Consider the following 13,926-nt stretch of genomic DNA (forward strand, 5'->3'; position numbering starts at 1 on the left):
TCACCTCTTACGGGCAAGTATCTCTCTTAGTATGAGTCCAAGGGAGGTATCTTCACCTAATTCACGTGATAACCTTTTTTTAGTTACTTTTAAAATTTTCAGTTCTTTCATTAATTCGTCCCTGTCTATCTCCTCTTTAATGTCCTTGACACCTAAGGACCTACACTTATCTAGACACCTGTGTATGGCATCTATTGATTCGAGATCCGCCCTAGTTAAATCAACATTAACCTCTGCCAGGAGATATTTCCCTATAAGATCATTGCGGATATAGTGAGCAAATACACACCTTTGCAACTCCAGTAGCCGACTGGGAAATCCTAGCTCATACTCTATGTCTTCACCTCTAATATTCACCGAGTCAACCCTGCCGAATATATTTGTGCTGAGAAGAGGACTCCATGAATCCATAAATGAAAGCATTACAGGTGCTCCCTCTCTAATGAGTCGAGGTAGAAAGCCGTATTTAGTCTTCTTTTCATATTCATGTACTTTCCTGCTTGCTATTATGATACCCCTGTCAACGTCTACATTTACGCTCTCTATAACGTCTAATCCGCCTCTAAACAACTCTTTACTGCCCCTTAGAACTAATATTTCTCTGCATATGCTTTTTCCATCGTACCTAGTGGAAAGATTAACCTTAGGAGAGACATCTAATTCAACTATTATTCCATTACCTTCTTGAAGTTTCTTCAAGACTTCTTCTACTTGTAATTTCTTTATAAATAGGTTATATCTGAAGAACTCGTGAAGGCCTCTGTAGACAGCAAGCATTTCCTCCCTTTTGCCTAGAGCCTCAAACCTAAGACCCCACAGAATGCGTTCGTAGTCTTCTTTCTTACCAAATTCACCAAAGTAAAACCTGCACGCATCATTATACTCACAGATCACTTTTCCTTTTTTATTAGCACAGGGCCACGTTTTCTGTTCTTTGGGGACTCCACGTTTCAAGATGTGAGGCGTGTATCTTAACACATTCACATCAATGCCTTTGTCTAGAAGAGTAACTCTAAGATCCTCTGGATCTTTTCCAGTCAGCTCCTTTTGGTTCGTTAAGAGGACAGTTAGATGATCGGCTTCAATAAGAATCCTTTGAATGAGGTTTTTCATTTCATCGTATCTCTTTCTGACTTTATTAGGAGGTGCTAGAGATGGGTGAGGGTATATCTCGCCTTGATAAGTTGGTCTTATAATCACTGGTAATATAGAAAAATCCCTTACAGACCCGTCATCGTCTAAGTGTCCTAAGATGACCCTCTCAAGCTCTTCAGGGGGGTAGCCCAGCCTTCTAGCCTCCAGGATGGCGTATGCCAGCACCTGCGCTATCTCGTAATTATAGGGGGTTCTAGAACCACCTGTCTTCCACTCTATGACTATTGCTTTACGATTCTTACAATCTTCAAGGATTAGATCTGGTATGCCTCTGAGACGAACTTCATAATCAATAAGTGTTTGTTCAACTATGGGGTTCAAGTTCTTCAATTCAACTCCTAATAGCTTTGTCCATGAAGGTAACTGATTAATTAAATATTCGAGAAGTTTTATAGCTTCCTTCAGTAGGTGGTCGCCTTGGTTTTTGATGAATTCTCTCTGACTTCCTAATTCTTCAATCGACTTCTTAACACTCTTCGGAATTGAGTGTCCTTCCTTAAAGTAAAGAAGAGAGGCTAAGGCTAGAACTCTATGAATGTCTGAGCCTTCCCCCATTATTCTGTCCTTAAACACATGCACGTGTTGTTTTTTGATAGCTCCTATCGCTTCTATAAGTCTTGCTTTAAAAGAGCAGAGAGCAGCTCCTATGGCAACGCTCGTCACAGTCGGTACGTGAGCCGTCTTAGATAGTATTTCCTCAAGCACTTTCAGGGCTTCTTTCAATCTTTCAGAGTCGTTTGGGGAGATATTCTTACTTAAATCCCCCTCAATATATTTTGCAAAAAGAGAACGCACCAAAGCTCGGAATCCCTAAATATATTTTTGAATTTTAATTTATAAGGGTTTTAATTGAAGGGGAAGACACTCTTTAACTATACGTGGGTATATGTGGGGGATGTTGGTGAGTAGTCATCTCGTTAATGTGTTTAGTTTGTTGGACGAAGTACTTAGTTCTTCTAGGAGGGTGGTAATAGCGTACTCGGGTGGCAAGGACTCTACTGCTGTGGCTCTTTTACTTCGTGAGTGGATTGAGTTGAGAGGTAGAAGTGACGTGAGTGTCTTGCTCCTGAACAGTGATACTTTAAGTGAGATACCTGAGATGAGGTTGTGGACTAAATCGTTCATGGAGGGATATGTAAGCAGGCTTAAGGCGCTCGGCGTTGGGGCCTCCTTCAGGATAGTCACTCCCAAGCCGTCAGAGACTTTTTACTGGAGGGTATTTGTCAGGGGATATCCGGCACCTACCTTCAGCTTCAGGTGGTGTGTTTACCTTCTCAAGAGGAAGCCGGCACTTGAGGTAGTCAGTGATCCTGACTCAATGGTTCTGATGGGGCACAGAGACGAGGAATCCTCTGCTAGAACTCAATCCCTGAATTCAAAAACTATGGGTAGTTTCTGCCCACTTAGCGCTGGGAGATGCTCATCCTACTACTTATCAAGGGAAGGAAGCGCAGTTAAGACATATCCAATTAGAGAGTGGAGAGAAACAGATGTATGGACATACTTGAAGTATCGGAGAGATTGTGGCGAGAAATACCTTAATGAGTTATTCAGGTTATATGGACTATATGGGACGGACAAAGTAGGACTGGTGAAGGCTAGGTACGGGTGCTGGCACTGCACGCTAGTTAAGCACCAGCTCGGTAACTTGGTACTGGGTGAGGGGAACCTCTACCTTGAAGCGTTCAGGTTAATGTACAGGTGGGTGAGCGACATGCCTGAGGCTAGAGTTAGGAAGAATACTGGCTACAGCAAGCTTGGATACCTCACAGCACCTGCCAGATCATTCCTGCTACATGCGCTCAAAACAGCTGAGGAACTTTCTCAAACGAGGCTCTACGGCCTAGACGAGTCAGTAATCCAGGAACATACGCTGAGGCAGATATTCTACGAACTACCTGAGGATGAGGCAGATAAGATAGTTACAGAGGAGGAAAGACTCAACAACGGAAATCGCCAACGAGTATACAGCATGAGAGACTTGCGAAACCTGAAGACATACAAGAAAGAAGTTAATGCCATGATCAAGCAAATAAAGAAGAAAGCAGAGAGCCAACCACTAATTAAGAAACACATAAGTGAGATACTCTCCTCTATTAACGGCTAATGGACGAGATTAAGTAAAATCTATAAACGTTTAATGTAGTATTTAATGAACTTTTTATGTGTTCATCCTACCATACATAACTAATTTTAAGATAATAATATGGTTATGGTTAATGGGAGGTCCCTTAAGGTGCTTGTGTCTGGAAGCGTGAGTATGCGGATGTAACCATACTGAAATAGGAAAAAGAAACCATTATGGAGAACTTGGCAATATATATGTCTTAAGTAAAGTATTATAGAGTTACGGTATTGTAGTACAACGAGCGCATGAGGAGAATACTGTGAAGTCTTCAATGACAAAACTGAAAAACTCCAGTAATCCATACCGTTAAGAAATAAATGACTAGGAAACAAGGTATCAAAAATGAAGAGCAATTAATAATTATTCTACCGAAAAACAATAGAGGATGAGAAGGCTCTCATCTGCTGGCTGGCTCAATAATATTTGGGGTCATTATTTATTATCGTGGGTAAGGAGGAGACAAGAGTGATGTATAAGTTGAAAACAACTAAGTAGAAGATGTTACCGGCTAGATGTAGGTAGGCTGGATAGTGGCATCCTCAAGAGACTTTCTAACACTTCTAACCGACTGAATCGCGCTGAGCCAAAGAGAGTTATAGAGTAGCTCTCGGGACCAATCCAGCTAATGTAGACCCCCGTAGGGCTCAGAAGAAACCTTATTAAATAAATCCTTGAACTCTAGCATAAACGAAAGTAAAGTGTGATTAAGAACAACCATATGAAATCCATAGGAGAACAGATGCGGCGTTTAAGCACCGTTCGAACAGTTTATGAGGTACTATTCCTGGTTACTCTAACCTTCCCCACATCTAAAATAGGGCTTTTAGGTGTAAGTCTTTGGGACTATATGTTCGTGAAACATAAAATATAGCCAGCACCAGCCCAACTAAAATGTTGAGGAGACTAAACACAAAAGAATCTTAGCAAATCTTGTTTTTAAGAAACAGCTAGAAACTCGTCATGTATTTATTCTTTAAAGACTTATTTGAAGAGTTCTGTTATAGTTTTATCGTAAGGTTGGGTAGCTATTCCTTTCTCAGTGACTATGCCGCTGACTAAGTGTGGCGGGGTTATGTCGAAAGCTGGATTCACCACGTCTACGTCTGGAACTGTTATGAGGAGTTTTCCCAGTATTTTGCGTACTTCGTCAGGGTTGCGCTCCTCAATCACTACGTCGTCTAATTTACTTACTAGGTCTATGGTTGAGGTTGGGGCGACTGCGTAGAAGGGTATGTCATGGTATCGTGCTAGTACGGCTATCGTGTAAGTGCCTATCTTATTTATTACGTGTCCGGTCTTGAGTATTCTGTCTGCGCCGACGAAAACTTTACTTACTAAGCCTCTACTCATTACGTAGCCGACCATGTTGTCGCTAATTAGAGTTACTGGGATTCCCTCTCTCTTGAGTTCCCATACCGTCAGGCGCGCTCCTTGAAGCATGGGCCTAGTCTCCGTAGCTATTACCTTGATTTTCTTGCCTGAATACCATGCGTGTCTCACAACACTTAACGCCGTCCCGTAACCTGCCGTCGCTAAAGCACCAGCATTGCAGTGAGTTAATATAGTGTCTCCGTCATAAACTAACTTGCTACCTACCTCACCTATAGTCTTATTAACTCTCACGTCTTCCTCATATATCTCTAGAGCTTCTCTCACTACACTCTCTCTTAGTTCGTTAACGCTGGAGTAGTCTCCTTGAATTACTTTCCTCATCCTATCCAGAGCCCAGAATAGATTGACAGCAGTAGGTCTAGTCTTAGAAAGCCTCTCAACAGCTTTCAGCAAAAATAGCTTGAATTCCGCAACACTATCTCCTCTATAGTTAGTCGCTGCTAAAGCAACTCCGAAAGCTGCCGCAACACCTATCGCAGGAGCTCCTCTAATCTCCATAGTCTCTATAGCTCTAGCTAATCTCTCGTAATCGTCTGACTCAACGTATTCTTCATCCCAGGGTATCTTTAGAGTGTTTAACCACCTGACCTTACCACTCAGCCACTCAATAGGCTTAATATGAGACACAGCTTAAACACCGAATATTAGACTAGTTAGGTCTTATAAAATGACTGCAATTTCTTTAAGCTATTATTAAGAACATTATAGTGGTGGCAGAAGTGAGTAACGTCTTACGTGTCGTAGGCACTAAAGATAACAAACTCTTAGTAGAAGGACCTCCAGAGGTTTTCGTGGAGGCTAGGGTAGGGATTAAAACATCTGAAGTCTCTACATACTTACTAGATCTGGTGGAGTTAGCTTACCTCACGTATCTTAAGGAATACAAGATAGTTGATGTGGACGGTGAGGACCTTAAGTTAGGCGACCTTTTCTCTAAGTACTCTAAGAGCAGATACGACTGGATAAAATTCACTACTTTTCTCGACCTCAGGAGCAGAGGTAGGGTAGCGCAACCAGGTTATGGTGAGAACGTACTTGTTTTCGAGATGAAAGGGCAGAGATACGCTGTCTATGTAGTAGAAGAAAACTCCCCACTAAACACTAAAGAACTGCTGAGCTGGATTGACAGCGCCTTACTCAAGAATCTTGAACCAATACTAGCTCTAGTTGACGCTAACGGAGACGTAACATACTATACTATGAGGAAGTACAGGCTAGAAGACCTGGTGTAAACTATGAAGATCCGTTTAGACCCCTTGAGAGGTATGAGAGATTTAGTAGCTCCAGAGTCTGAAGAACTCTACTATCTCAAGAAGAAATTTAGTGAGGTAGCTACCAGGTACGGCTATGAACCAATAATACTGCCCACACTAGAACTCTTTGACTTATTCTCTATTAAGTCAGGACCAGAAATCAAGAACAGCATGTACGTCTTCAGCGATAAGAGAGGACGGCAAGTGTGTTTAAGACCTGAATTCACGGCAGGAGTTGCTAGAGCTTACTTAAGACTTATGCGTGACAAACCTAAACCTATAAAGCTATACTACATTGGTCAAGCCTTCAGGTACGAAGAACCTCAAGCAGGCAGGTATAGAGAATTCTTTCAAGCAGGTGTTGAGTATCTAGGCGACCCCTCAATAAACGCTGACATAGAACTCTTACTCCTTATAAGAGATTACTACAAGATGGTGGGTCTAGACAACTATAAGGTCAAAATCGGCAATATAGGAATCTACAGACACTTGTTTAGCGTCTGGGGAATACCTGAAGAAACTCAAGACCTGATAATACACTACCTAGATAAGAAAGAAGTTGAAAAAGCATTAAGCTTAGTTAGAGAGTACAGTGCCTCAGGACAGACATTGATTGAAGAACTAATGAGTATATCTTCTTCAGAGCCAGAAGAAGTTAAAGAACAGGTGAGTAGGTTAAGACTAGATAGTAAGTCGCTAGAAGAACTTGAGAGAACTATAAAGATCCTCGAGCTCTCTAAGAAATTAGGCGTGGGTAACTCCTACGTAGATTTAGGTTTTGCCAGAGGGTTAGCATACTATACGGGCTTCATATTCGAGGTTACGGTACCTGACGTAACTTTCAGTATAGGTGGTGGGGGGCGCTACGATAAGCTGATCTCTCTATACGGTGGTGAAGACCTCCCAGCAACAGGTTTTGCTTTAGGACTTGACAGGATGCTCTTAGTGCTTGATAATAGGGGGTGGCAACTACCTGAAAAGAAAGTTAAAGTAGTTTTGATAGCGTTAGTAAACTACACAGTAGAAGTAGATCAAGTCGCTACTGCCTTCAGGAACGCGGGATGCGTAGTAGATGTCAGGGTAGTCACTAAAAAGAAGGTGGGTGAGGTATTAGGTGATGCTGTTGAGAGAGGTTACGAGTATGCAGTATTTCTAGGAGAGAAAGAAATAAGAGAAGGAACACTAACTATAAAGAACTTAAGAGAAAAGGCGCAGAAGACTGTAAAGACAGATAATTTGGAGGAGGTCTTGTATGAGCTCTTACGAGAGAGTAAGTGACGTGAGATTACAGAAGGGGATGAGAGTAAGTGATTTAATTAGAGTGTATAGAGAGATACACGGTTTTACTGCCTCAAGTCTCTACGAAGCTTCAGAGATACTTAAGGAAGGTATTAGAGAAGCAGATCTAAGATTCCTGTCTTTCACGGGAAACTTAGTAGCTACAGGACTTAGAGGAGTACTAGCTCAGTTAATAGATGAAGGCTTCTTCAACGTGATTATAACTACGTGCGGGACTTTAGACCACGACATAGCTAAGGCTTTAGGCGGCAACTATCTGAAAGGATTTTTTGAAGCTGATGACTCAGAACTAGAGAAAGCCGGTATCCACAGACTGGGGAACGTGTTCATACCTAGAAATTCTTACGGGCCACTCGTAGAGTCTTTCGTTCGTGAGCTAGTGTATAAGGCTTCCTCAATAAAAGAAGAGTGGGGAGTGAGAGAACTCCTCACACTAGCTGGAGAAGCCCTATCAAATGATCCTAATTCAATCATAGGAGTAGCTAAGAAACGCGGAGTGCCTATTTACGTTCCTGGAGTGGTTGACGGGGCTTTCGGCACACAATTATTTATCTTCTCTCAGTTTACTAGATTTAAGTTAAACTTGCTAAAAGATATGAAGGAATTGTCAGACCTAGTTTTTCAATCTAAGAAAAGTCTAGCTTTAATACTCGGCGGCGGGATAAGCAAACACCACACAATATGGTGGAATCAATTCAAGAACGGCCTAGATTACGCGGTCTACGTGACTACAGCCATAGAATGGGATGGTAGTCTCAGCGGCGCTAGAAGCAGAGAAGCAATAAGTTGGGGGAAAATAAAACCTAACGCGAAGCACGTCACGGTCTACGGTGAGGTATCGATACTGTTGCCGATACTCGCGGCCAGTATTTTAGAACACACTACTAGCAACGAATGACGTGTAAAGTATTCTCTAAAGTGAGATTCTCCTAGACGTATTCCTTTTAAGTTATTTTCATTATGAGTTTTTAGGTGGGAAAATGAGTGAAGTAGAGAGTATAGAAAAGTTTAGAGCGCTTTCACCCTCTGAATTCTTTTACCGGAATAGAGAGATAGCCGGGTTTAGTAACCCTGCTAGAGCTCTCTACCAAACAGTTAGAGAGCTGGTTGAGAACGCGTTAGATGCTACAGACACACACCACATACTGCCTGACATTAAAGTCATAATTAAGTCTGAAAGCAGTGAAGGCTTGAAAACCTCAACTACTAACGTAGAAGATACTGAGAGTTATGAGGGCATCCTTTTTAGTGTTCAGGTAGAGGATAACGGGATAGGATTACCTCCTCAGCATGTTCCTAGAGCTTTTGGTCAGCTACTATACAGCTCTAAATACGTTCTCAGACAATCTCGCGGTATGTTTGGTCTAGGAGCTAAGATGGCTATTCTCTACGGGCAGATAACTACTGGTAGACCTGCGGAAGTAATCACTTCACAAATACTGTCAAAAAAGATCTACTACTTTAAAGTCAGTATAGATATAGCGAGTAATACGCCAATCATACATGAATTCTCGATAATGGATAAGAATAGCGAGTGGCACGGAACTGCAGTCAAGATTTACTTGATAGGTGATTGGCAAAGATCTAAACAGAAAATATATGATTATCTTAAGAGGACCGCCATAATCGCGCCTTACGCGAATATATACTTTGAGGACCCTGAAGGGAATATAGTGATGTTTAAGAGGTCAACTGAAGAAATGCCTGTTCCGCCGCGTGAGGTCAAGCCACACCCTTACGGAGTAGATATTGAGTTACTTAAGAGGATGCTTGCTGATACAAGCACTAAGACTCTCCTAGAGTTTCTCGTGAAGGAGTTCCAGAACGTTGGTGAGTTGACGGCTCTTAAGATATTGGAGAGTGCTAGACTCAAGCCTGATCTCAAGCCATCCGAGCTGACGTTAAATGACGTAACGGAGTTGATGAGAAGTATCAAATCCTCTAAGATTAAGGCTCCTTCAGGTAAGCACTTGTCTTTCTTAGGTGAGAAGTTGATAGTGCTAGGGTTGAGAGAAACGCTAAAGCCCGAATATGCGGCAGCCATAACTAGGAAAGCTAATGTTTATGAGGGACACGCATTCATAGTTGAAGCAGGAATAGCTTACGGTGGCAAGATACCGTCGGTTGATAAGCCCTTACTGCTCAGATATGCTAATAAGATACCGCTCCTTTACGACGAGTCAGCTGACGTGATGCGTAAGGTAGTAGACACTATAGAGTGGAATAGGTATGGTGTTGTGTTGCCAGCTCAGCTAGCGGTATTAATCCATGTATGCAGTACTAAAGTTCCCTACAAAGGTGTTGGCAAAGAAGCTGTAGCTGACGTGCCTGAGGTAGAGAAAGAAATAGAGTTGGCTGTTAGGGAGGTAGCTAGAAAACTCAAGTCTTATCTTGTGCGGAAAGCTAGAGAGTACGAAGAAGCTGAGAAAGCAGTGACTATAGCAAAATATATACCTGATGTTGCGCGCTCGCTTCACGCACTCTCAGACAGTAAATTCAGGCAGGAAGACATAGAGAGAGAGTTGCTACAATTACTGAATAGGAAGCTAACTATGCTAAAAATCAAGTCACTTAAGGACATAGTGGTTGAGGTGAGTTAGTCATGAGCTCCAGTACCCACTTAACGTCTAAGGACTTAAGTGCTAGGAGTAAAGCGCTTGAAGTCCTTAGAAGCAAGTTTAATGAGGTTATTGAGGAAGTGATGAACGGCAGAACCCCTACTCTAGTCATAAGGAAGAGGACCTTAACTAACACGATATATGATGAAGTTAATGGACTCTTGAAATTAGGGGAAGGAGTTCTTAAGAGAAGTTTTCTCAACGTTAATGAATCGAAGAAATTCATGCAGACACTCTTAATGGCTAGCATAATTTACGAGTCTTTAAAGAATAACGAGTATCCCACTATAAGAGACCTCTACTATAGGGGCAAACACACTATCAAGTATCGCGATCTAGTCACTCGAAAGATAAAAGAAGAGAACACGTGGGACGAGCAGAAAGAGTCTGACTCTGTGATACGTGATCTAGAAGTATTCATTGATATGCTTAGGGAAGACATGCTGATACTAAGTAAAGAGAAAGGCAAAGTAGTAGGTAACATGAGAATCCGGTCAGGTGATGACGTAATAGATTTGAGTAAGATGGGTCATGGAGCTTACTCGATAGAGCCGACTCCAGACTTAATAGAATTTCTCGACTATGATGTTGAGTACGTACTAGTTATCGAGAAAGACGCTGTCTTTCAGCAATTACATAGGATAGGATACTGGAAAACAAACAAAGCTTTACTTGTTACTAGCGCAGGACAACCTGATAGAGCAACTAGAAGATTCGTGAAGAGATTAAATGAAGAGCTGAAGCTCCCAGTATACATACTAACCGATAGTATTCCAGCTGATGAGGTAGTTATAGTAAGAGATTTAGTAGGTGGCGAGGTAAAGATAGGTTCTGTAGAGGAGTTAACTAAGGACTACTTCTCTAGCAACTTAGAAAGAGAGAGGACAGAAGCTCCGTTAGAAGTGCTTTCGTGGAATCCCGTAACAGGAAAGATCAACTGGTCACCTATCGGCTACATATACAGACACAAGATAAAAGAACCAATATTAAAAATAGTAACTAGTGGTCGTGGGGTAATTAGAGTCACTAAAGCTCACTCTATTTTCGTGTTTAGAGACTGGAAAATAGAGGCTATTCCGGCTAAAGACATAAGGCCAGGCGATTACATAGTTGCCGCCAAGCACTTACCCCTGCCTGTCAGAGAAGATAAGCCGCTCATACTCTTAGCAGAGCTGTTAAAGAAGGCTACACAGAAGAACTCTATAAAACTACACAAAGCTTTCAAGCTAATCATAGACGGACGTGAAATCGCGTTGAGAGAAGCTTCTGACGAGGAGTTACGTAAAGCAGAATTTCTCAAGCTCCCTAAGTTGGGATTTGTCCCTAACAAGATTGAGTTAGACGAGGATCTAGCGTGGGTTATGGGTGTTTGCACAGCCGAAACCAATAAGCATCTCACCTTCCGTTTCAGTAGTAGAGAATCTGAGAAAGCCGAGAAAATTAGCGAAGTGTTGAAGAAGAAATTCGGTATTCAGGCAAAAACAGACGTTAATACATTAAAGAAGCGCGTGGAGCTGGCAGTTAACTCTAGAATACTACGTGCAGTTTTCGAAGAGTTAGGATTGTTGGGAACTACTAAAGAGAAGCATGTTCCAAACATTATAATTAACTCACCAAGAAACATAATCTTAGCTTATCTGAAGGGCCTCATAGATGGTGGCGGGTACATAGATGAACACGGTGATATAGTCTACTCGACTGAGAACCCTGTATTGGCGCGTCAAGTATTCCTACTGCTTCAGTTCCTCGGCGTTACTCCGACGCTAACGCAAGATAAGACGAACTACGTTATAACTATTAATAGAGACTCGTGCTGGGCACTGCCTGATGTACGTAAGTACTTGTTTGGTGTAGAGTTGTCTACTCATGAGTCACTTAATAAACAAGTCTATAAACTGCCCGTGAGTAAGACACTTAAGAAATTAACGGAGTTGCTTGATGGAGGATTAGCTACCTACTCGTACGAAAGTAGCTACACGCAAGAAGTAAAGGCCGCTAAACTCTTTAATAAGAACTTGACGGCAATACCTGAAGACCATCAAGCTCTTCAAGAAAGTGATGCAGTGCTAGTGAGGGTAGAGTCGGTTGAAGAAGAAATGTATGAGGGTTACGTTTACGATTTTGCAGTGCCTGGAGATAACTCGTTTGTAGGGGGGTTTGGTATTGTGTATCATAATAGTGACCCCTACGGATTCTACATATATAGCGTCTTCAGGGTTGGGTCAATAACTCTATCATATGAGAGCGAACGCCTAGCTACTCCTAAAGCCAGGTTCTTAGGAGTTATGATGTCCGATGTTTACGGGTCACCCAAGCTAGGTAAGAAACCATACCTATCAGAGAGTGAGAGAAAGAACTACATAATTAAAGCTAAAGAGATGGATATTAAGAGAGCTAAAGAACTCATGAATTACAAGTGGTTCCAAACACCGCGCTGGAAAGTAGAGATCGACATATTCTTAGAGAAACTATCAAAACTCGAGATTGAAGCATTAACTAGTAAAGGATTGAAATTCCTAGCTGACACGTATATACCTAATAAAATCGAAGTCGGTGACTGGCTTGCTTAATCTTTCAAAAGAAAGAATCTTAGAAATTCTTAAGTCGTTAAATACTAGAATAGACCAGACAATGCTTAAGTACGATAAAGGACTTAAAGACTACATAGACTTCGCCGAGAAATCCGACAAGTTCTCTTTTAGGTCGATAGTAGTACCCTCAGTCTTAGTTAAAGAGATAGCCTCTATAGTGAAGACTCCTGTAGCAGGTGTTGTGGGCTTCCCTCACGGCTATCACCCAGTAGAAGCTAAAATTAGGGAGATAGAACATGTTGGGAGAAGTGGTGGGAAGGAAGTAGATGTAGTAATTGACTTGATTCAAATTAAGTCGGGCAATTACGTTGGAGTCAATAATGAAGTAGAGAAGCTTGTTAAGAGTGCTAGGGAGATTGGGCTGGGTATCAAGGTAATAGTAGAAACGAGTATCTTATCTGATGACGAGCTAGCAAAAATATGTAAGATACTCTTAGTCCACAAACCAGACTTTATAAAAACTAACACGGGTTTTGGACCTAGAGGAGTTAGCGTGAGAGACGTAATGTTGATAAAGAGAATTGTCGGTGACGAGCTCAAGATTAAAGCATCTGGAGGAGTGAGAAACTCTATTGAGGCACTCAACTTAGTTTTATTTGGTGCTGATGTTATCGGGACTAGTGCTGGGATAGAAATTATTAAAGATAGGGACGAGATCTTAGCTTCTCTACAATGAGGGCTTACACGTACGTGCTAGCGACGTAGCGCGTCAAATCAGTTAAAGTAGCTATTCCTTGTAAGGCTCTTTCAGGATCTACTAGCAGAACCGCTCTTATTCTCTTATCAAGCATTAAGGCTGCGGCAGTCCCGAGAGCATCTTCTGTCGCGAGAACAGGCACTACAGGCCTCATGCAGTCCCTCACAGTTATGTTTTTTAGTGAGCTCTTAGAGCCTGAGTCGCTAACGAACTCCATTAAATCAACTAACGTGTCAACTATCTCATCTAGTGTCACAATACCTACTAACTTACCCTCACTGTTTAGGACGGGCAAGGATGAGAACCCTTCTTCAATCATTAATTTTCTGGCTGTAAGTATTGAGTCAGTGTCTCTTATAGTTACTACATTGCGTGTCATGATTTGAGAGAGTGGAGTAGGAGACTTAATTAATGCTTTGGCGATGTCCCACTTAGTTAGTAACGCGATGACGATGTCTTCGTCTTTTACTGGAAGACTACTTATGTTTTTGTCAATCATTATTCTAGCAGCCTTAGATAGGGGCATGTCTCTCTTTACAGTTATTAAAGGATAACTCATTACTGAAGAGACGTGGAGTACTGACACAGGGTATCTCTTAGTCTTACTCATAGCGACTTTAGTTATTATGTCTTTCTTAGTCACTATACCTTCAGGGACTTCATCACGGTAAATGACTGCTCTGTCAGTACTTTTCTTGCGCATTTCTTTAACTAAGCTTATCAGAGATTCGTTCTTGCTTACTTTAAGGAAGTCTTTAGAAGCGACCTCACTAACTAGAATGAGAGAATCCAT

9 protein-coding genes and 3 pseudogenes are annotated in these 13,926 nt (G+C 41.8%); 9 read left to right on the plus strand and 3 right to left on the minus strand.

The annotated features are described in order from the left end of the window. Positions 1-1,950: a PD-(D/E)XK nuclease family protein gene (locus QXL29_01155; GenBank protein ID MEM2283199.1), complete on the minus strand. Its 1,950-nt coding sequence runs from the start codon at positions 1,948-1,950 to the stop codon at positions 1-3. A gap of 106 nt (positions 1,951-2,056) precedes the next feature. Here QXL29_01155 and QXL29_01160 point away from each other — a divergent pair, with 106 nt between their 5' ends. Beyond that, the gene (locus tag QXL29_01160; protein ID MEM2283200.1) at positions 2,057-3,262 is read left to right on the plus strand and encodes a phosphoadenosine phosphosulfate reductase family protein; all 1,206 of its coding nucleotides are present in this window, start codon (positions 2,057-2,059) and stop codon (positions 3,260-3,262) included. A gap of 1,002 nt (positions 3,263-4,264) precedes the next feature. Here the strand turns inward: QXL29_01160 and mtnA are convergent. Beyond that, positions 4,265-5,302 carry an S-methyl-5-thioribose-1-phosphate isomerase gene (gene mtnA, locus QXL29_01165; protein ID MEM2283201.1) on the minus strand — a complete coding sequence of 346 codons (1,038 nt, stop codon included), beginning with the start codon at positions 5,300-5,302 and terminating at the stop codon, positions 4,265-4,267. A 92-nt stretch (positions 5,303-5,394) separates the two neighbouring features. Here mtnA and QXL29_01170 point away from each other — a divergent pair, with 92 nt between their 5' ends. The 8 genes and pseudogenes from QXL29_01170 to deoC all read left to right on the plus strand — a co-directional run bounded on the left by QXL29_01170 (position 5,395) and on the right by deoC (position 13,112). Further along, positions 5,395-5,907, plus strand: coding sequence for a hypothetical protein (locus QXL29_01170; GenBank protein ID MEM2283202.1), 513 nt, complete (start codon positions 5,395-5,397; stop codon positions 5,905-5,907). Between the two features lie 3 nt (positions 5,908-5,910). Then, complete coding sequence (hisS, locus tag QXL29_01175) at positions 5,911-7,206, plus strand: histidine--tRNA ligase (protein MEM2283203.1); 1,296 nt, start codon at positions 5,911-5,913, stop codon at positions 7,204-7,206. Then, complete coding sequence (locus tag QXL29_01180) at positions 7,181-8,125, plus strand: deoxyhypusine synthase (GenBank protein MEM2283204.1); 945 nt, start codon at positions 7,181-7,183, stop codon at positions 8,123-8,125. Before hisS ends, QXL29_01180 begins: the two co-directional genes overlap by 26 nt. A gap of 82 nt (positions 8,126-8,207) precedes the next feature. Beyond that, the gene (locus tag QXL29_01185) at positions 8,208-9,827 is read left to right on the plus strand and encodes a DNA topoisomerase VI subunit B (protein MEM2283205.1); all 1,620 of its coding nucleotides are present in this window, start codon (positions 8,208-8,210) and stop codon (positions 9,825-9,827) included. 2 nt (positions 9,828-9,829) lie between these two features. Then, positions 9,830-10,615: pseudogene (locus tag QXL29_01190) on the plus strand (DNA topoisomerase VI). A 54-nt stretch (positions 10,616-10,669) separates the two neighbouring features. Continuing rightward, positions 10,670-12,016, plus strand: a pseudogene (locus tag QXL29_01195) (LAGLIDADG family homing endonuclease). A 3-nt stretch (positions 12,017-12,019) separates the two neighbouring features. Then, positions 12,020-12,415: pseudogene (locus QXL29_01200) on the plus strand (DNA topoisomerase VI). Then, positions 12,408-13,112, plus strand: a complete 705-nt coding sequence (gene deoC / locus QXL29_01205; protein MEM2283206.1) for a deoxyribose-phosphate aldolase — start codon at positions 12,408-12,410, stop codon at positions 13,110-13,112. Before QXL29_01200 ends, deoC begins: the two are co-directional and overlap by 8 nt. A 4-nt stretch (positions 13,113-13,116) precedes the next feature. Here the strand turns inward: deoC and QXL29_01210 are convergent, their stop codons facing one another. Next, positions 13,117-13,926 carry a CBS domain-containing protein gene (locus tag QXL29_01210; protein MEM2283207.1) on the minus strand — a complete coding sequence of 270 codons (810 nt, stop codon included), beginning with the start codon at positions 13,924-13,926 and terminating at the stop codon, positions 13,117-13,119.

The organism is Zestosphaera sp. (assembly GCA_038843015.1).
GTDB lineage: Archaea > Thermoproteota > Thermoprotei_A > Sulfolobales > NBVN01 > Zestomicrobium.

Excerpts from the sequence above, each read along its gene's own strand:
- QXL29_01180 (MEM2283204.1), top strand. The coding sequence starts at position 7,181 with ATGAGCTCTTACGAGAGAGTAAGTGACGTGAGATTACAGAAGGGGATG.
- QXL29_01185 (MEM2283205.1), top strand. The coding sequence starts at position 8,208 with ATGAGTGAAGTAGAGAGTATAGAAAAGTTTAGAGCGCTTTCACCCTCT.
- QXL29_01210 (MEM2283207.1), bottom strand. The coding sequence starts at position 13,926 with ATGGATTCTCTCATTCTAGTTAGTGAGGTCGCTTCTAAAGACTTCCTT.
- hisS (MEM2283203.1), top strand. The coding sequence starts at position 5,911 with ATGAAGATCCGTTTAGACCCCTTGAGAGGTATGAGAGATTTAGTAGCT.